The organism is Pseudomonas sp. NPDC087185 (assembly GCF_044744955.1).
GTDB lineage: Bacteria > Pseudomonadota > Gammaproteobacteria > Pseudomonadales > Pseudomonadaceae > Aquipseudomonas.
Genome location: NZ_JBIUZK010000001.1, coordinates 143,931 through 161,544, shown reverse-complemented (window position 1 = coordinate 161,544; position 17,614 = coordinate 143,931). Strand labels below are relative to the sequence as shown.

19 protein-coding genes are annotated in these 17,614 nt (G+C 64.0%); all 19 read left to right on the top strand.

All coding sequences use genetic code 11. From position 1 onward, the window contains the following. The first annotated feature begins 62 nt into the window (after positions 1–62). Positions 63–395, top strand: coding sequence for a flagellar hook-basal body complex protein FliE (fliE, locus tag ACIPIJ_RS00695; RefSeq protein WP_346613980.1), 333 nt, complete (start codon positions 63–65; stop codon positions 393–395). Between the two features lie 15 nt (positions 396–410). Further along, positions 411–2,189, top strand: a complete 1,779-nt coding sequence (fliF, locus tag ACIPIJ_RS00690; RefSeq protein WP_401071784.1) for a flagellar basal-body MS-ring/collar protein FliF — start codon at positions 411–413, stop codon at positions 2,187–2,189. Beyond that, on the top strand, positions 2,182–3,201 hold the full coding sequence (gene fliG, locus ACIPIJ_RS00685; protein WP_401071782.1) for a flagellar motor switch protein FliG: 1,020 nt from the start codon (positions 2,182–2,184) through the stop codon (positions 3,199–3,201). Before fliF ends, fliG begins: the two co-directional genes overlap by 8 nt. Before the next feature lie 89 nt (positions 3,202–3,290). After that, positions 3,291–4,055, top strand: coding sequence for a flagellar assembly protein FliH (gene fliH / locus ACIPIJ_RS00680; RefSeq protein ID WP_401071780.1), 765 nt, complete (start codon positions 3,291–3,293; stop codon positions 4,053–4,055). Next, positions 4,045–5,406 (top strand): flagellar protein export ATPase FliI, encoded by a 1,362-nt coding sequence (gene fliI / locus ACIPIJ_RS00675; RefSeq protein ID WP_401071778.1) that lies wholly within the window; start codon positions 4,045–4,047, stop codon positions 5,404–5,406. The genes fliH and fliI overlap by 11 nt, the downstream gene beginning before the upstream one ends. A gap of 3 nt (positions 5,407–5,409) precedes the next feature. Continuing rightward, positions 5,410–5,862: a flagellar export protein FliJ gene (fliJ, locus tag ACIPIJ_RS00670; protein WP_401071776.1), complete on the top strand. Its 453-nt coding sequence runs from the start codon at positions 5,410–5,412 to the stop codon at positions 5,860–5,862. Between the two features lie 76 nt (positions 5,863–5,938). After that, positions 5,939–6,244 (top strand): STAS domain-containing protein, encoded by a 306-nt coding sequence (locus ACIPIJ_RS00665; RefSeq protein WP_401071774.1) that lies wholly within the window; start codon positions 5,939–5,941, stop codon positions 6,242–6,244. Between the two features lie 8 nt (positions 6,245–6,252). Next, positions 6,253–7,944 (top strand): SpoIIE family protein phosphatase, encoded by a 1,692-nt coding sequence (locus ACIPIJ_RS00660; RefSeq protein WP_401071772.1) that lies wholly within the window; start codon positions 6,253–6,255, stop codon positions 7,942–7,944. 60 nt (positions 7,945–8,004) lie between these two features. Continuing rightward, the gene (locus tag ACIPIJ_RS00655; RefSeq protein ID WP_401071770.1) at positions 8,005–8,352 is read left to right on the top strand and encodes an Hpt domain-containing protein; all 348 of its coding nucleotides are present in this window, start codon (positions 8,005–8,007) and stop codon (positions 8,350–8,352) included. A 73-nt stretch (positions 8,353–8,425) separates the two neighbouring features. Beyond that, on the top strand, positions 8,426–9,733 hold the full coding sequence (locus tag ACIPIJ_RS00650) for a flagellar hook-length control protein FliK (RefSeq protein ID WP_401071768.1): 1,308 nt from the start codon (positions 8,426–8,428) through the stop codon (positions 9,731–9,733). Positions 9,734–9,933: 200 nt separating this feature from the next. Further along, positions 9,934–10,431, top strand: coding sequence for a flagellar basal body-associated protein FliL (fliL, locus tag ACIPIJ_RS00645; RefSeq protein ID WP_401071766.1), 498 nt, complete (start codon positions 9,934–9,936; stop codon positions 10,429–10,431). Between the two features lie 9 nt (positions 10,432–10,440). Further along, positions 10,441–11,409, top strand: a complete 969-nt coding sequence (gene fliM, locus ACIPIJ_RS00640) for a flagellar motor switch protein FliM (RefSeq protein WP_054900051.1) — start codon at positions 10,441–10,443, stop codon at positions 11,407–11,409. 47 nt (positions 11,410–11,456) lie between these two features. Then, positions 11,457–11,921 carry a flagellar motor switch protein FliN gene (gene fliN / locus ACIPIJ_RS00635; protein WP_401071764.1) on the top strand — a complete coding sequence of 155 codons (465 nt, stop codon included), beginning with the start codon at positions 11,457–11,459 and terminating at the stop codon, positions 11,919–11,921. Between the two features lie 12 nt (positions 11,922–11,933). Beyond that, positions 11,934–12,377 (top strand): flagellar biosynthetic protein FliO, encoded by a 444-nt coding sequence (gene fliO / locus ACIPIJ_RS00630; RefSeq protein WP_401071762.1) that lies wholly within the window; start codon positions 11,934–11,936, stop codon positions 12,375–12,377. Next, positions 12,377–13,144, top strand: coding sequence for a flagellar type III secretion system pore protein FliP (fliP, locus tag ACIPIJ_RS00625; RefSeq protein WP_401071760.1), 768 nt, complete (start codon positions 12,377–12,379; stop codon positions 13,142–13,144). The genes fliO and fliP overlap by 1 nt, the downstream gene beginning before the upstream one ends. Positions 13,145–13,165: 21 nt before the next feature. Beyond that, entirely contained in the window at positions 13,166–13,435 is a 270-nt protein-coding gene (gene fliQ / locus ACIPIJ_RS00620) for a flagellar biosynthesis protein FliQ (RefSeq protein ID WP_401071758.1), read from the top strand. Between the two features lie 7 nt (positions 13,436–13,442). Then, entirely contained in the window at positions 13,443–14,219 is a 777-nt protein-coding gene (gene fliR / locus ACIPIJ_RS00615; RefSeq protein WP_401071756.1) for a flagellar biosynthetic protein FliR, read from the top strand. 2 nt (positions 14,220–14,221) lie between these two features. Beyond that, positions 14,222–15,364, top strand: coding sequence for a flagellar biosynthesis protein FlhB (gene flhB, locus ACIPIJ_RS00610; RefSeq protein WP_401071754.1), 1,143 nt, complete (start codon positions 14,222–14,224; stop codon positions 15,362–15,364). A 114-nt stretch (positions 15,365–15,478) separates the two neighbouring features. After that, on the top strand, positions 15,479–17,608 hold the full coding sequence (flhA, locus tag ACIPIJ_RS00605) for a flagellar biosynthesis protein FlhA (RefSeq protein ID WP_401071752.1): 2,130 nt from the start codon (positions 15,479–15,481) through the stop codon (positions 17,606–17,608). Positions 17,609–17,614: the final 6 nt, after the last annotated feature.

The window sequence follows — 17,614 nt, the reverse complement described above, 5'->3', positions numbered from 1 at the left end:
CTAGTTCTGGGCTATCCGCCGCATGAGTGTCAAAAAAATGCGGCCGCCGGAGAGAGAAGGTCATGAGCCAAGGTGTTGAATTCAATCGTCTGATGCTGGACATGCGGGCCATGCAGGCCGATGCCATGTCGTTGCCCAAAGCCACTGCTGCGCCTGAACTGGCGCCGGGCCAAAGCAGCTTTGCCGACATGCTCGGCCAGGCCATCGGCAAGGTGCATGAAACCCAGCAGGCGTCGACCCAGCTCGCCAATGCCTTCGAGATCGGCAAGAGCGGTGTTGACCTGACCGACGTGATGATCGCCTCGCAAAAAGCCAGTGTGTCCATGCAGGCGCTGACCCAGGTACGCAACAAGCTGGTCCAGGCGTACCAAGACATCATGCAGATGCCGGTTTGAGGACGGAAGTAAGTCATGGCTGAAGCAGTCGTCGAAAACGCCCCCGCCAAGAGCGGCCCGCCAGCGTCCAAGCCGCCGCTGTTCGGCATGTCGTTCCTGGAAAACATCTCGCAGATGCCCATGCTGCGTCAGGTCGGCCTGTTGGTCGGTCTGGCAGCCAGCGTGGCGATCGGCTTTGCCGTGGTGTTGTGGTCGCAGCAGCCCGATTACCGGCCGCTGTACGGCAGCCTGGCGGGCATGGACACCAAGCAGGTCATGGACACCCTGGCCGCTGCCGACATCCCCTACAATGTCGAGCCCAACTCCGGTGCGCTGCTGGTCAAGGCCGACGACCTCTCCCGTGCGCGCCTGAAACTGGCAGCGGCCGGGGTGGCGCCAAGCGACGGCAATGTCGGCTTCGAGCTGCTCGACAAGGAGCAGGGCCTGGGCACCAGCCAGTTCATGGAAGCCACCCGTTATCGCCGTAGCCTCGAAGGCGAGTTGGCCCGTACCGTCTCCAGCTTGAACAACGTCAAGGCCGCACGCGTGCACCTGGCGATCCCGAAAAGCTCGGTGTTCGTGCGTGACGAGCGCAAGCCAAGCGCTTCGGTACTGGTCGAGCTGTACCCGGGCCGCGCTCTGGAAGCCGGCCAGGTAATGGCCATCGTCAACCTGGTTGCCACCAGTGTGCCCGAGCTGGACAAGTCGCAGGTCACCGTGGTCGACCAGAAGGGCAACCTGCTCTCCGAGCAGCTGCAGGACACCGCGCTGACCATGGCTGGCAAGCAGTTCGACTACAGCCGCCGCATGGAGAGCCTGCTCACCCAGCGTGTGCACAACATCCTGCAGCCGGTGCTGGGCAACGACCGCTACAAGGCTGAAGTGTCCGCCGACCTGGACTTCAGTGCGGTGGAATCCACCTCCGAGCAGTTCAACCCGGACCAGCCGGCACTGCGCAGCGAGCAGTCGGTCAACGAACAACGTGCCAGCAGCTCGGGCCCGCAGGGTGTGCCAGGGGCGCTGAGCAACCAGCCGCCCTCGGGTGCCTCCGCGCCGGAAAACGCCACTGCCGGAGCGCCAGCCGCCGGCGCCATCCAGCCAGGCCAGCCGCTGGTGGATGCCAACGGCCAGCAGATCATGGACCCGGCCACCGGCCAGCCGATGCTCGCGCCATACCCGGCCGACAAGCGTCTGCAAACCACCAAGAACTTCGAACTGGACCGCTCGATCAGCCACACCCGCCAGCAGCAGGGCCGTCTGACCCGCCTGTCGGTGGCAGTGGTGGTCGATGACCAGGTCAAGCTCGATGCCAGTGGTGAGGCCACGCGTGCGCCATGGGGCGCCGAAGACCTGGCGCGCTTCACTCGCCTGGTGCAGGACGCGGTGGGCTTCGATGCCAGCCGTGGCGACAGCGTGACGGTGATCAACGTGCCGTTCGCCGCCGACCGTGGCGAAGAGATCGCCGACATCGCGTTCTACCAGCAGCCGTGGTTCTGGGACATCGTCAAGCAGGTGCTGGGCGTGGTGTTCATCCTGGTGCTGGTGTTCGGTGTGCTGCGCCCGGTACTCAACAACATCACTGGCGGCGGCAAGCAAGCTGCTGCGACGGACAGCGACATGGAGCTGGGGGGCATGATCGGTCTGGATGGCGAATTGGCCAACGACCGCGTCAGCCTGGGTGGCCCGACAAGCATTCTGTTGCCAAGCCCGAGCGAGGGTTACGAGGCACAGCTGAACGCAATCAAAGGCCTGGTGGCCGAAGACCCGGGCCGTGTGGCCCAGGTCGTGAAAGAGTGGATCAACGCCGATGAGTGACAACCGAGCCGTTACCGCCAAGCTGAGCCGCACCGACAAGGCGGCGATCCTCCTGCTCTCGCTGGGTGAGACCGACGCTGCCCAGGTGCTGCGCCACATGGGCCCGAAGGAAGTGCAGCGGGTCGGCGTGGCGATGGCGCAAATGGGCACCGTGCACCGCGAGCAGGTACAGCAGGTGATGAGCGAGTTCGTCGAGATCGTCGGCGACCAGACCAGCCTGGGCGTGGGCTCCGACGGTTATATCCGCAAGATGCTCAACCAGGCCCTCGGCGAAGACAAGGCCAACGGCCTGATCGACCGCATCCTGCTCGGTGGCAATACCAGCGGCCTGGACAGCCTCAAGTGGATGGAGCCGCGTGCCGTGGCTGACGTGATCCGCTTCGAGCACCCGCAGATCCAGGCCATCGTGGTTGCCTACCTGGACCCCGACCAGGCCGGCGAAGTGCTGAGCAACTTCGACCACAAGGTGCGCCTGGACATCATCCTGCGCGTGTCCTCGCTCAACACCGTGCAGCCAGCGGCGCTGAAGGAGCTGAACCAGATCCTCGAGAAGCAGTTCTCGGGCAACTCCAATGCCGCGCGCACCACCTTGGGCGGCATCAAGCGCGCTGCCGACATCATGAACTTCCTCGACAGCTCCGTGGAAGGTGCACTGATGGACTCGATCCGCGAAATCGACAACGACCTGTCGGAGCAGATCGAAGACCTGATGTTCGTCTTCAACAACCTGGCCGACGTCGACGATCGCGGCATCCAGGCGCTGCTGCGCGAAGTGTCCTCCGACGTGCTGGTGGTGTCGCTCAAGGGCGCCGACGAGCGGGTCAAGGACAAGATCTTCAAGAACATGTCCAAGCGTGCTTCGGAACTGCTGCGCGACGACCTCGAGGCCAAGGGCCCGGTGCGCGTCAGTGACGTGGAAACGGCGCAGAAGGAAATCCTCACCATCGCTCGACGCATGGCCGAGGCCGGCGAGATCGTGCTCGGTGGCAAGGGCGCCGAGGAAATGATCTAAGGGGCAGCCCCTCCGAGCGCTGCTGGCCCCCCCTGTGGGGGCTGGCAAGTCCGTCGCCCTATCGAACAGGGTTCTGAGTACCTGAGAACATGTCCAGCAAAGAACATCACCCCAGCGACCTGATTCGTGCCCGTGACCTGGAAGGCGTCGATGTGTGGGCATTGCCCAGCTTCGACCCCGAGCCGGAGTTGGTGCCCGAACCTGAACCCGAGATCATCGAGGAAGAAGTCGAGGAAGTACCGCTGGAAGAAGTCCAGCCGCTGACCCTCGAAGAGCTCGAGGCGATCCGCCAGGAGGCCTATAACGAAGGCTTCGCCACCGGCGAGCGCGAAGGCTTTCACAGCACCCAGCTGAAGGTGCGCCAGGAAGCCGAGGAAGCGCTCAACGCCAGGCTGGCCGATCTGGAGCAGCTGATGGCGCACCTGCTTGAGCCGATCGCCGAGCAGGACACGCAGATCGAAAAAACCCTCGTGCACCTGGTCGCGCACATGGCCCGACAGGTCATCGGCCGCGAACTGCACGGCGATTCCAGCCAGATTACCCAGGTGCTGCGCGAAGCCTTGAAGCTGCTGCCGATGGGCGCAGACAACATCCGCATTCACCTCAATCCGCAGGATTTCGAGTTGGCCAAGGCGTTGCGCGAGCGCCATGAGGAAAACTGGAAGCTGCTCGAGGATGACGCCCTGTTGCCGGGCGGTTGCCGCATCGAGACCGCGCACAGCCGCATCGACGCGACCATGGAAACCCGGATCGAAAAGGCCGTGGCCCAGCTGTTCGACCAGTTGCACGACCAGTCCCTGCACCCGTCAGCGCCGGATCTGTCCATCGAACTGGGCGCCGCCGATGCGCCTTGACCGCACCAGCTTCGGCAAGCGCCTGGGCAGTTATGCCGAGGCGATCGAGCTGCCGGTGCAGCCGGTGGTCGAAGGCCGCCTGCTGCGCATGGTCGGCCTGACCCTGGAGGCCGAAGGCCTGCGCGCGGCCGTGGGCGGGCGCTGCCTGGTGATCAACGACGACAGCTACCACCCGGTGCAGGTCGAAGCCGAGGTGATGGGCTTCTCCGGCACCAAGGTGTTCCTCATGCCGGTCGGCAGCATCGCCGGTATTGCTCCAGGCGCACGGGTAGTGCCGCTGGACGACAGCGGCCGCCTGCCGATGGGCATGAGCATGCTTGGCCGGGTGCTGGACGGCGCCGGCCGCGCGCTGGATGGCAAGGGCGGGATGAAGGCCGAGGATTGGGTGCCGATGGATGGCCCGATCATCAACCCGCTCAACCGTGACCCGATCAGCCAGCCGCTGGATGTCGGCATCCGCAGTATCAATGGCCTGCTTACCGTCGGTCGCGGCCAGCGCCTGGGCCTGTTTGCCGGTACCGGCGTGGGTAAGTCGGTGCTGCTGGGCATGATGACCCGCTTCACCGAAGCCGAAATCATCGTGGTCGGCCTGATCGGCGAGCGGGGGCGCGAGGTAAAGGAATTCATCGAGCACATCCTCGGTGAAGAGGGCCTGAAACGCTCCGTCGTGGTCGCATCGCCGGCCGACGACGCGCCGCTGATGCGTTTGCGTGCCGCCATGTATTGCACGCGCATTGCCGAATACTTCCGCGACAAGGGCAAGAACGTCCTGCTGCTGATGGACTCGCTGACCCGTTTTGCCCAAGCCCAGCGTGAAATCGCCCTGGCCATCGGTGAGCCGCCGGCCACCCGTGGCTATCCGCCGTCGGTGTTCGCCAAGCTGCCCAAGCTGGTGGAGCGGGCCGGCAACGGTGAGCCGGGCGGTGGCTCGATCACTGCGTTTTATACGGTGCTGTCCGAAGGCGACGACCAGCAGGACCCGATCGCCGACTCGGCGCGCGGCGTGCTCGACGGCCATTTTGTGTTGTCCCGCCGGTTGGCCGAGGAAGGCCATTACCCAGCCATCGACATCGAGGCCTCGATCAGCCGGGTCATGCCGCAAGTGGTTGACGCCGACCACCTGCGCCAGGCGCAGAAGTTCAAGCAGTTGTGGTCGCGCCTGTCGCAGAGCCGCGACCTGATCAGCGTCGGTGCTTATGTGGCCGGTGGTGATCCGGAAACCGACCTGGCCATTGCCCTGCAGCCCAAGCTGGTGGATTTCCTGCGCCAGGGGCTGGACGAAAATGTCGGCATGGGCCAGAGCCGTCAACAGCTGGGGTCGATCTTCATGCCTCCGGCGAACGGCGGATAAACCATGAGCATGCCCAGCCGTGCCGCGCGCCTTGCACCCGTGGTGAACATGGCCGAGGAGGCCGAGCGCAAGGCGGCTCAGCGCGTAGGGCATTTTCAGCAGTTGGCGGCGCAGGCTCAGGCCAAGCTTGCGGAGCTGGAGTCGTTTCGTGAGGGTTACCAGGCGCAGTGGATCAGCCGGGGTGGCCAGGGCGTGAACGGCAGCTGGCTGCTCAACTATCAGCGTTTCCTGGCGCAACTGGAAACCGCCATGACCCAGCAGCGCCAAAGCCTGACCTGGCACCAGAACAACCTGAAGAATGCCCGTGGCACCTGGCAGCAGGCCTATGCCCGGGTGGAGGGGCTGCGCAAGCTGGTGCAGCGCTACATGGACGAGGCGCGGCGGGCGGAAGACAAGCGCGAGCAGCGCTTGCTGGATGAGTTGTCGCAGCGCTTGCCACGGCAGGGGCATCTGTAACCACGATTTGCGACTCTTTGCGCCGCCTGCTAAACCTTGAAGAGTTGCATTCGCCATCATCGAAGGAATCGCTAGCATGGCAGTCGAAACTGATTTTTCGCAGGACGGGAAAAAGCTCACGATCAAGGTCAAGGGGCGCTTCGATTTCGGCAAGCATCAGGAGTTTCGCGATGCCTACGAACGCCAGGCGGCCAGGCCCGACTCGGTGGTCGTCGACCTGAAAGACACCACCTACCTGGACAGTTCGGCGCTCGGCATGTTGCTGCTGCTGCGTGACCACGCCGGCGGCGACGACTCGGATGTGCGCGTGGTGCATGCCAGTTCCGACGTGCGCAAGATCCTGGCGATCTCCAATTTCGAAAAACTGTTCGATATCAGTTGAGCGCCCAGATGCCGGCTGAACAGCCGCTCACCGTGCTGGTTGCCGAGGATGGGGCTACCGACCGCCTGTTGCTGGCGCAAATCGTCCGGCGCCAGGGCCATCATGTGTACACTGCGGAAAACGGCGAACAGGCGGTGGCGCTGTTTGCCGAAAAACGCCCGCAACTGGTCCTGCTCGATGCCTTGATGCCGGTGATGGACGGTTTTGAAGCGGCGCGCCGGATCAAGGCCCTGGCCGGCGAGGCGCTGGTGCCGATTATCTTCCTCACCTCGCTGAACGAAGAGGAGGCCCTGGTGCGCTGCCTTGAGGCGGGCGGTGACGACTTCATGGCCAAGCCCTACAGTGCGGTGATTCTCGCTGCCAAGATCCGCGCCATGGACCGTTTGCGCCGGCTGCAGGCCACCGTGCTGGAGCAGCGCGACTTGATTACCCGGCATCACCATCACCTGCTCACCGAGCAGCGCGTGGCCAAGGCGGTGTTCGACAAGGTCGCCCATTCCGGCTGCATCACGGCGCCCAATATTCGTTATCTGCAATCGCCCTATGCGCTGTTCAACGGCGACTTGCTGTTGGCGGCATTCACCCCGGCAGGCAACATGCACGTGCTGCTCGGCGACTTTACCGGGCATGGGCTGCCTGCCGCCGTCGGTGCCATGCCCCTGGCGGAAGTGTTCTACGGCATGACGGCCAAGGGCTACGGCCTGGCGCAGATGCTGCGTGAGATGAATGCCAAGCTCAAGCGCATTCTGCCGGTGGACATGTTCTGCTGCGCACAACTGCTCAGCCTGAGCGTGCAGCGTGGCACCGTGGAGATATGGAACGGCGGCATGCCCGACGGCTACCGGCTGTCGGCGGACGGCGAAGTGCTGTCGAGCCTCCCCTCGCGCCACCTGCCGCTGGGCATACTGCCCCCGGAGCGCTTCGACGACAGTACCGAAGTACTGCCACTGGCGGCAGGCGAGCGGCTGTTGCTGCTGTCCGATGGCGTGGTGGACACGGCGGACGAGCAGGAATGCCTGTTTGGCGTCGAACGCTTGCGTGCGGTGCTGGCCGCCAACCGTGAGCCGGTGCACCTGTTCGATGAAGTGATGAAGGCCCTGGAGCGCTTTGGCGGGCGGCCCCGGGATGACATCAGCCTGTGCGACATTCGCATGTTCACCGCCGAGGAGCGGGTGCCGGCGCCGACCATCTATTCTGACAGTGGGCGCTCCAGCCCACTGGACTGGTCGCTGGGGTTCGCGTTGAACGGCGAAAGCCTCAAACGCTTCAATCCGGTGCCCTACCTGGTGCAGTTGTTGCAGGAGATCCATGGCTTGCGGCCGCGAACCGGTGCCCTGCACAGCGTGCTCAGCGAGCTGTATTCCAACGCCCTGGAGCACGGTGTGCTGGGCCTGGATTCGCGGCTCAAGCGTGATGTGCACGGGTTTGCCGACTACTATCAGGAGCGCGGTAGGCGTCTGGCTGCATTGGTTGAAGGATTTGTCCGAATTGACCTGAAAGTGGAACCGCTGGCCGCCGGTGGGCGTCTGATCATCGAGGTCCGCGACAGCGGGGCCGGGTTCGATGTGCAGCAGGTGCTGTCGCGACCTTCTCGCGAAGACGGCTTGAGCGGCCGCGGGTTGAACCTGGTGCGACGCCTTGGCAGCAGCGCCGGCTGGCGTGAAGGCGGCCGTTGCGCCTGGGTGCAGTTCGACTGGTAAGTCGCCTGGTGAGCGGTTTGGCGGCTGAGGCATAATCCGGCTTGATCAAGGAGTGAGCAAGTGACTGACATGCATATTGACCACAAGGTGCTCAGTGACCTGCAGGAGGTCATGGAAGATGGCTACCTGCAGCTGCTGGAAACCTTTCTGGAAGACTCCGAGCGGCGCCTGAGCCAGTTGCACGGCGCCCGTAACGCCGATGAGCTCGGCATGGCCGCGCACAGCTTCAAGGGTAGCAGCAGCAACATGGGTGCTGTGGGCCTTGCGCAGCTGTGCCATCAGCTCGAAGAGCGGGTCAAGGAGCGGCCGCTGTATGGCATCGAAGACCTGATCAATCGCATCGACCAGGAGTACCTGGAGGTGCAGCGATTCTACCGGGGTGAGCGCGAGCGGGTTTCCGCAGGCTAGGCCGTGTAGTTGGCGCGACTTTTGCCTGTCTGTGCCCAGACGATATTTTTGTTTCTGGCGCGGAGACCCTTCAATGCCTGTCGCACCCAACCCTTTGTTGCAAGCCAACGCCCTGACCAAGCCGTCGCGCGCAGGTTCCACCCTGGTGGACAAGCCGCTGCAGGCGGCAGGCGGGCAGGGCGGCGGCTTCGATCAGGTGATGGCCAAGCAGGGCCGTGACAAGGTACCGGCACGCGACGACAAGGTTGCCCAGGCCAAGCCGAAAGACAAACCCGACGCCGCCCCGGGCGGCAAGAAAGACGCTGCCGACAAACCGGCGGTTGCCGATGACGGCAACAAATTGCCAGCAGACGATAAGGCGCAAGCCAGTGCCGATGCGGCCGCGGGCAGCGATTCGAGCTCGCTGGACGCCAACCTGGTCGCCGGCCAGGTCACCGATGCGCAGCCGGGCGCGCAGTTGCTGCAGGCCCAGGCCGAAACGGTGGCGCCGGTGCTGCAGGCCGCGGTTCAGTTGCCGCCAGCGCCCATCACCGAGCAATTGCCGGAAGACCCGGCAGCCGAGGCCTTCGATCCCGACGCCGACCCGCTGGCCCATTTGCCAGCCCTGCGCCTGGCCCTTGAGCAAAGCGCCCAGGCCAAAGGCACGACCTCGGCCCATGCCGCCGATGCCGCCAAGCCTCAGGCCGACGATGGCCAGCCCGCCGTCAATCCGTTGGCGACCCTGATGGACAAGGTCGAAGCCGAGGCGGGGCAGTCCGAGACCGGCGACAAGGCCTTTGGCGCCTTGCTCGAAGACGGCCTGAAAGACACCAAGAGCGCGAGCAGCGATACCCGTGTCGACGATTTCGCCAACCGCCTGGCCAGCCTGACCCAGGCCGCCACGGCCAAGACCGCCAATGCCGTGCCGGTGAGCAGCAGCCCGCTGCACCAGCCGCTGCCGATGAATCAGAACGCCTGGACCGAGGGCCTGGTCAATCGGGTCATGTACCTGTCCAGCCAGAACCTCAAGTCGGCGGATATCCAGCTGGAGCCGGCCGAGCTCGGGCGCCTGGACATCCGCGTCAACGTGGCGGCGGACCAGTCCACCCAGGTGACGTTCATCAGTGGCCACGCCGGTGTGCGTGATGCGCTGGATAGCCAGGTGCATCGTTTGCGCGAGCTGTTCGCCCAGCAGGGCCTGGCGCAGCCGGACGTCAACGTGGCGGACCAGTCACGCGGGCAGCAGCAGCAAGCGCAGCAGGATGGCTCGCAGCTGTCCGGGGTGGCCGCGCGGCGGGCGCAGAATGGCGCTGGGGCCGAGCAGGGTGAGCTGGCCGATGCCTCCCGGCCGGTCGAGCAGCAGGTGGTCATCGGCGACAGTGCGGTCGATTTCTACGCGTGATTGCCTGCTGGCTGTCATGGCTCCATCGCCGGCAAGCCGTCGCCCACAGGTAGAGCGATGCGCTCTGGCTATGCGGGATATTGGTGGGAGCCGGCTTGCCGGCGATAGGGCCGCTGCAGGCAAAACACGCAATCTGGCATAACACTTGCTCAAGCCACGTCATCCTCCTTTGAAACCCCGATGGACGACGGATTATTGGCATGGCGAAGAGCGACGCAGTGAAAGACCCCGCCACTAAAGGCAAACTCAAGCTGATCCTGCTGTTGGTGCTGGCCCTGCTGCTGGCGGTCGGCCTGTCGGTGGGCGCTACCTGGTTCTTCATGCACAAGAGCGAGCCAGCCCCGGCGACCGACCCGGCGGCGGCCAACGTCAAGCCGGCGGCGCTGTATGAGCCCCTGGCCCCGGCCTTCGTGGTCAACTTCAACCAGAACGGCCGCCAGCGCTACATGCAGGTGAGCATCACCCTGCAGGGCCGCAACCAGGCTGACCTGGATGCCCTCAAGGTGCACATGCCGGTGATCCGCAACAACCTGGTGATGATGTTCTCCGGGCAGGGCTTCGACACCCTGGCCGGCAGCCCGGTAGGCCAGGAGATGCTGCGTCAGAAAGCCACCGCGGTGGTGCAGGAAGTGGCGCAGAAGGAAGTCGGCAAGCCGGTAGTCGACCAGCTGCTGTTCACCAATTTCGTATTGCAGTAGGAGTCCGCAATGGCCGTACAGGACCTGCTGTCCCAGGATGAGATCGATGCCCTGTTGCACGGCGTCGATGATGGGCTGGTACAGACCGAGAGCGCTGCCGAGCCCGGCAGCATCAAGAGCTATGACCTGACCAGCCAGGATCGGATCGTGCGCGGTCGCATGCCGACCCTGGAAATGATCAACGAGCGCTTCGCCCGCTATACCCGCATCAGCATGTTCAACCTGCTGCGCCGCTCTGCGGACGTGGCGGTCGGTGGCGTGCAGGTGATGAAGTTCGGCGAGTACGTGCATTCGCTGTACGTGCCGACCAGCCTCAACCTGGTCAAGATCAAGCCGCTGCGCGGCACGTCGCTGTTCATCCTCGACGCCAAGCTGGTGTTCAAGCTGGTGGACAACTTCTTCGGCGGTGACGGCCGTCACGCCAAGATCGAAGGCCGCGAGTTCACCCCGACCGAGCTGCGCGTGGTGCGCATGGTGCTGGACCAGTGTTTCGTCGACCTCAAGGAAGCCTGGCAGGCGATCATGCCGGTCAACTTCGAGTACATGAACTCCGAGGTCAACCCGGCCATGGCCAACATCGTCGGGCCGAGCGAGGCGGTGGTGGTGTCGACCTTCCACATCGAACTGGACGGCGGCGGTGGCGACCTGCACGTGACCATGCCGTACTCGATGATCGAGCCGGTGCGCGAAATGCTCGATGCCGGTTTCCAGTCCGACCTGGACGACCAGGACGAGCGCTGGGTCAAGGCCCTGCGCGAAGACGTACTGGACGTCTCCGTCCCGCTGAGCGCCACGGTTGCCCGCCGCCAGCTGAAGCTGCGCGATGTGCTGCACATGCAGCCCGGTGACGTGATCCCGGTGGAGCTGCCCGAGCACCTGGTACTGCGCGCCAACGGCGTACCGTCATTCAAGGCGCGCCTGGGCTCGCACAAGGGCAACCTGGCGCTGCAGATCATCGACCCGATCGAACGCCGCTGACGGCGTGCCGGTCGCTCACTACGAATTGAATGCCTGTCGAGGACATCATGGCTAACGAAAACGAGATCACCTCCCCAGAAGACCAGGCCCTGGCCGACGAATGGGCCGCGGCGCTGGAAGAAACCGGTGATGCCGGCCAAGCGGACATCGATGCGCTGCTCGGTGGCGACAGCGGCAATTCCGGCGCCGGCAGGCTGGCGATGGAAGAGTTCGCCAGCTCACCCCGGCCCAAGGAAAACGTCAGCCTCGAAGGGCCGAACCTGGACGTGATCCTGGATATTCCGGTGAACATCTCCATGGAAGTCGGCAGCACCGAAATCAACATCCGCAACCTGTTGCAGCTCAACCAGGGGTCGGTGATCGAACTTGATCGCCTGGCCGGCGAACCGCTCGACGTGCTGGTCAACGGCACGCTGATCGCCCACGGCGAAGTGGTCGTGGTCAACGAGAAGTTCGGCATCCGCCTGACCGACGTGATCAGCCCCAGCGAACGTATCAAGAAGCTGCGCTGAGTGAAGGGCACGATGCGGGCCATCACGGCCCTGGCCACGCTGCTTGCCAGTGAAGTGGTGATCGCCGCTGCCGCCCCGGCCATGCCCGCCACGCCTACGGCCGCTGCGCCCGGCAGCCTGGGTGGGCAGCTGGCGCAGATGGTGTTGGGCTTGCTGCTGGTGGTCGGCCTGATCTTCTTCCTCGCCTGGCTGCTGCGCCGCATGCAAGGCGCAGCGCCCAAGGGGGGGCAGGTAATCGAGATCGTCGGCAGCCGTGCCCTTGGCCCGCGTGACCGGCTGCTGCTGGTGCAGGTCGGCAACGAGCAGATTCTCATCGGCCATACCCCCGGCAGCATCGAGGCCCTGCATGTCATGGCCGAGCCCGTGCACGTGCCCGCCAGCGCCCGCCAGGCGACGCCGGAATTCGCTCAGCGGCTGATGGAGCTGATGGGCAAGGATCAGAAGGACAAGAAGTGATGAGTCGCGCCTTGCGCACCCTGTTGAGCACCTTGCTGCCCATCGCGCTGCTGCTCGCCGCGCCACTGGCGCTGGCCGCCGACCCGCTGTCGATCCCGGCCATTACCCTGTCCAATGGGCCGGACGGGCAGCAGGAGTATTCGGTCAGCCTGCAGATCCTGATGATCATGACGGCGCTGAGCTTCATTCCAGCGTTCGTCATCCTGATGACCAGCTTCACCCGCATCATCATCGTCTTCTCGATCTTGCGCCAAGCCCTGGGCCTGCAGCAGACGCCGTCGAACCAGGTGCTGACCGGCATGGCGCTGTTCCTTACCCTGTTCATCATGGCGCCGGTATTCGACCGGGTGAACCAGGACGCCGTGCAGCCGTACCTGAAAGAGCAGATGACCGCCCAGCAAGCCATCGACAAAGCGCAGGGGCCGCTCAAGGACTTCATGCTGGCGCAAACCCGGCAAAGCGACCTTGACCTGTTCATGCGCTTGTCCAAGCGCACCGACATCGCCGGGCCCGACCAGGTGCCGCTGACCATTCTGGTGCCGGCGTTCGTCACCTCGGAGCTCAAGACCGCGTTCCAGATCGGCTTCATGATCTTCATCCCATTCCTGATCATCGACATGGTGGTCGCCAGTGTGCTGATGGCCATGGGGATGATGATGCTGTCGCCGTTGATCATCTCGCTGCCGTTCAAGATCATGTTGTTTGTCCTGGTCGATGGTTGGGCGCTGATCATGGGCACCCTGGCCGGCAGTTTCGGCGGCGTCTGACGCCGCCAAGGAGAGCGTTGCATGACCCCTGAAGTTGCCGTCGACCTGTTCCGCGATGCGCTCTGGCTGACCACCCTGATGGTGGCTGTGCTGGTGGTGCCGAGCCTGTTGATCGGCCTGGTGGTGGCGATGTTCCAGGCCGCCACGCAGATCAACGAACAGACCTTGAGCTTCCTGCCGCGCCTGCTGGTGATGCTGGTGACCCTGATCGTTGCCGGGCCGTGGCTGGTGCAGAAGTTCATGGAGTACATCACCGGCCTGTACACCAGCATCCCGCAGTTGATCGGTTGAAGCGGCCATGCTGGAGCTGACCGACGCGCAGATCGGCACTTGGGTCGCCACCTTCATGCTGCCGCTGTTTCGCGTGACCGCAGTGCTGATGACCATGCCGATCTTCGGCACTCGCATGTTGCCGGCGCGTATCCGCCTTTACGTGGCGGTGGCTATCACCGTGGTGATCGTACCCGCGCTGCCGCCTTTGCCCGAGTTCGACCCCTTGAGCCTGCGCGGCTTGATGCTGTGCGGCGAGCAGATCATAGTCGGGGCGTTGTTCGGGTTCTCGTTGCAGTTGCTGTTCCAGGCCTTCGTCATCGCCGGGCAAATCGTCGCGGTGCAGATGGGCATGGCCTTCGCCTCCATGGTCGACCCGGCCAACGGCGTCAATGTGGCGGTGGTCAGCCAGTTCATGACCATGCTGGTAAGCGTGCTGTTCCTGGTGATGAATGGCCATCTGGTGGTGTTCGAGGTGCTGACCGAGAGCTTTACCACCTTGCCCGTGGGCCATGCGCTGGTGGTCGACCACTTCTGGGAAATGGCCGGGCGCCTGAGCTGGGTGTTCGGTGCCGGGTTGCTGTTGATCCTGCCGGCGATCGCCGCGCTGCTGGTGGTCAACATTGCCTTTGGCGTGATGACCCGTGCCGCGCCGCAACTGAACATCTTCTCGATCGGCTTTCCGCTGACGCTGGTGCTGGGTATCGGCATCTTCTGGGTCGGCCTGGCCGATATTCTGTCCCATTACCAGGCATTGGCCAGCGAAGCGCTGCAATGGCTGCGTGAATTGGCGAGGGCGCGCTGAGCATGGCTGAGAGCGAGAGCGGTCAGGACAAGACAGAAGACCCCACCGACAAACGCAAGCGCACCGCGCGCGAAAAAGGTGAGATCGCCCGCTCCAAGGAGCTGAACACGGTGGCGGTGACCTTGGCCGGTGCGGGGGCCTTGCTGGCCTTCGGTGGGCACCTGGCTGAAACGTTGATGACCCTGATGCGCATGAACTTCTCGCTGTCGCGTGAGGTGCTCACGGATGAGCGTTCGATGGGCATGTTTCTGCTGGCGTCGGGCAAGATGGCCATCTGGGCGGCGCAGCCGATTCTGGTGCTGCTGTTCTTCATCGCCCTGATCTCGCCCATCGCCCTGGGCGGGTTCATCTTCTCGGGTAGCCTGCTGCAGCCGAAATTCAGCCGCATGAACCCCTTGTCGGGGATCAAGCGCATGTTCTCGCTGAACGCGCTGACCGAGCTGCTCAAGGCAATGGCCAAATTCCTGATGATCCTGATCGTGGCGATGGTGGTGCTCAGCAACGACCGCCAGGCGCTGCTGGCCATCGCCAACGAGCCGCTGGAGCAGGCGATCATCCACAGCGTGCAGGTGGTGGGGTGGAGCGCGCTGTGGATGGCTGCCGGGCTGTTGATCATTGCGGCGGCGGATGTGCCGTTCCAGCTGTATCAGACGCACAAGAAGCTGAAGATGACCAAGCAGGAGGTCAAGGACGAGTACAAGGACAGCGAAGGTAAGCCCGAGGTCAAGCAGCGCATTCGCCAGTTGCAGCGCGAGGCGTCGCAGCGACGCATGATGGCTGCGGTGCCCGAGGCGGATGTGATCATCACCAACCCGACGCACTACGCGGTGGCCCTGCAGTACGACCCGGAAAAGGGTGGGGTGGCGCCGTTGCTGCTGGCCAAGGGTACGGATTTCATTGCCTTGAAGATTCGCGAGATCGGGGTGGAGCACAAGGTGCAGATTCTTGAGTCGCCGGCACTGGCGCGGGCGATCTATTACTCCACTGAAATCGAGCAGGAGATCCCGGCGGGGCTGTACCTGGCAGTGGCGCAGGTGCTGGCGTATGTGTTCCAGATCCGGCAGTACCGGTCGGGCAAGGGCAAGCGGCCGGAGCCGTTGAAAGAAGATTTGCCGATTCCGCCGGATTTGCGCCGCGACAGTTGACTTGCCCGCGAAGAGGCCAGTGCTGGCAATAAAAAATCAAAGTTGGAAAGCTTCTTGCAGAGCCACGCCCAAGCGCCCCTTGGGCGTCAAAGTTTTGCATGAAGAGGAATCGCGGTGGATCGCACTCAGTTAATCAACAACGCACGCACCAACCTGGCCGGTCTCGGCCGGGGCAACCTCGGTGTGCCGCTGTTGCTGCTGGTGATGTTGGCAATGATGATGTTGCCGATACCGCCGTTCCTGCTCGACGTGTTCTTCACCTTCAACATCGCCCTGTCGATCGTGGTCCTGCTGGTCTGCGTCTACGCCCTGCGCCCGCTCGACTTCGCCGCGTTCCCCACCATCCTGCTGGTCGCCACGCTGCTGCGCCTGGCGCTGAACGTCGCCTCCACGCGGGTGGTCATGCTCCACGGCCAGGAGGGGCATGGCGCCGCCGGTAAGGTGATCCAGGCCTTCGGCGAGGTGGTGATCGGCGGTAACTACGTGGTGGGTGCGGTGGTGTTCGCCATCCTCATGATCATCAACTTCGTGGTTGTGACCAAGGGCGCCGGGCGTATTTCCGAGGTGAGCGCGCGCTTCACCCTCGACGCCATGCCCGGCAAGCAGATGGCCATCGACGCCGACCTCAACGCCGGCCTGATCGACCAGGCCCAGGCCAAGGCGCGCCGCGCCGAAGTGGCCCAGGAAGCCGAGTTCTACGGTTCGATGGACGGTGCCAGCAAGTTCGTCCGTGGCGACGCCATCGCCGGCCTGCTGATCCTGTTCATCAACCTGATTGGCGGCATGCTGATCGGCATGCTGCAGCACAACATGTCGTTCAGCGATGCCGGCAAGGTCTACGCCCTGTTGACCATTGGTGACGGTTTGGTGGCGCAATTGCCATCACTGCTGTTGTCCACCGCCGCCGCGATCATGGTCACCCGTGCCTCGGGCTCCGAGGACATGGGCAAGCTGATCAACCGGCAGATGTTCGATTCGCCAAAAGCGCTGGCGGTGTCGGCGGGTTTGATGATCGTCATGGGGTTGGTGCCGGGCATGCCGCACGTCGCCTTCCTCAGCCTCGGCCTGCTGGCCGCGGGTGGCGCCTACCTGGTGTGGAAGAAGCAGCAGAAGGCCAAGGCCGAGGCACTGCAGGAAGTGCAGCGCCAGCAGGACCTGCTGCCTTCGCCGCAGCGCGCGCTGGATACCAAGGAACTCGGCTGGGACGATGTGACGCCGATTGACATGATCGGCCTGGAGGTCGGCTACCGGCTGATCCCGCTGGTCGACCGCAACCAGGGTGGCCAGCTGCTGGCGCGCATCAAGGGCGTGCGCAAGAAGCTTTCCCAGGACCTGGGCTTCCTCATGCCCACCGTGCACATCCGCGACAACCTGGACCTGCAACCCAGCGCCTATCGCCTGACGCTGATGGGCGTGATCCTGGCCGAGGCCGAGATCTACCCGGACCGCGAACTGGCGATCAACCCAGGCCAAGTGTTCGGCACCCTCAACGGCATTGCCGCACGCGACCCGGCATTCGGCCTGGAAGCGGTGTGGGTCGACATCGGCCAGCGGGCCCAGGCGCAGTCGCTTGGCTACACCGTGGTCGATGCCAGTACCGTGGTCGCCACTCACCTCAACCAGATCCTGCAGAAGCACTGCCACGAGCTGATCGGCCACGAAGAGGTGCAGCAACTGCTGCAGGTGCTGGGCAAGGCTTCGCCTAAACTTGCAGAAGAACTGGTGCCAGGTGTCATTTCCTTGTCGGGGCTGCTCAAGGTCCTGCAAGCGTTGCTCGCCGAGCAAGTGCCGGTGCGAGACATCCGCAGCATTGCCGAGGCGATCGCCAACAATGCCGGCAAGAGTCAAGATACCGCCGCGTTGGTGGCGGCAGTGCGCGTCGGATTGTGTCGCGCCATCGTGCAAAGCATTGTCGGCGTTGAGTCCGAGCTGCCTGTGATCACCCTTGAGCCAAGGTTGGAACAGATTTTGCTCAATAGTCTGCAAAGGGCCGGGCAAGGTCAGGAAGACGGTGTTCTCCTGGAACCGAGCATGGCCGAAAAGCTGCAGCGTTCGTTGATCGAAGCGGCCCAGCGCCAGGAGATGCAAGGCCAACCGGCCATTCTCCTGGTCGCCGGCCCGATCCGTGCCATGCTGTCGCGCTTCGGCCGCCTGGCTGTACCGAATTTGCATGTTCTGGCGTATCAGGAAATACCGGATAACAAGCAAGTCACCATCGTTGCCACCGTGGGCCCCAACGGCTGAGGTAGT

What these genes read in the sequence shown, in the direction of transcription:
- fliQ (WP_401071758.1), top strand. Translation starts at nt 13,166, where the DNA reads ATGACCCCTGAAGTTGCCGTCGACCTGTTCCGCGATGCGCTCTGGCTG.
- ACIPIJ_RS00665 (WP_401071774.1), top strand. Translation starts at nt 5,939, where the DNA reads ATGGCAGTCGAAACTGATTTTTCGCAGGACGGGAAAAAGCTCACGATC.
- flhB (WP_401071754.1), top strand. Translation starts at nt 14,222, where the DNA reads ATGGCTGAGAGCGAGAGCGGTCAGGACAAGACAGAAGACCCCACCGAC.
- fliI (WP_401071778.1), top strand. Translation starts at nt 4,045, where the DNA reads ATGCGCCTTGACCGCACCAGCTTCGGCAAGCGCCTGGGCAGTTATGCC.
- fliG (WP_401071782.1), top strand. Translation starts at nt 2,182, where the DNA reads ATGAGTGACAACCGAGCCGTTACCGCCAAGCTGAGCCGCACCGACAAG.
- fliM (WP_054900051.1), top strand. Translation starts at nt 10,441, where the DNA reads ATGGCCGTACAGGACCTGCTGTCCCAGGATGAGATCGATGCCCTGTTG.
- fliR (WP_401071756.1), top strand. Translation starts at nt 13,443, where the DNA reads ATGCTGGAGCTGACCGACGCGCAGATCGGCACTTGGGTCGCCACCTTC.
- fliO (WP_401071762.1), top strand. Translation starts at nt 11,934, where the DNA reads ATGCGGGCCATCACGGCCCTGGCCACGCTGCTTGCCAGTGAAGTGGTG.
- ACIPIJ_RS00660 (WP_401071772.1), top strand. Translation starts at nt 6,253, where the DNA reads ATGCCGGCTGAACAGCCGCTCACCGTGCTGGTTGCCGAGGATGGGGCT.
- fliJ (WP_401071776.1), top strand. Translation starts at nt 5,410, where the DNA reads ATGAGCATGCCCAGCCGTGCCGCGCGCCTTGCACCCGTGGTGAACATG.
- fliE (WP_346613980.1), top strand. Translation starts at nt 63, where the DNA reads ATGAGCCAAGGTGTTGAATTCAATCGTCTGATGCTGGACATGCGGGCC.
- fliP (WP_401071760.1), top strand. Translation starts at nt 12,377, where the DNA reads ATGAGTCGCGCCTTGCGCACCCTGTTGAGCACCTTGCTGCCCATCGCG.
- fliN (WP_401071764.1), top strand. Translation starts at nt 11,457, where the DNA reads ATGGCTAACGAAAACGAGATCACCTCCCCAGAAGACCAGGCCCTGGCC.
- fliL (WP_401071766.1), top strand. Translation starts at nt 9,934, where the DNA reads ATGGCGAAGAGCGACGCAGTGAAAGACCCCGCCACTAAAGGCAAACTC.
- ACIPIJ_RS00650 (WP_401071768.1), top strand. Translation starts at nt 8,426, where the DNA reads ATGCCTGTCGCACCCAACCCTTTGTTGCAAGCCAACGCCCTGACCAAG.
- fliH (WP_401071780.1), top strand. Translation starts at nt 3,291, where the DNA reads ATGTCCAGCAAAGAACATCACCCCAGCGACCTGATTCGTGCCCGTGAC.
- fliF (WP_401071784.1), top strand. Translation starts at nt 411, where the DNA reads ATGGCTGAAGCAGTCGTCGAAAACGCCCCCGCCAAGAGCGGCCCGCCA.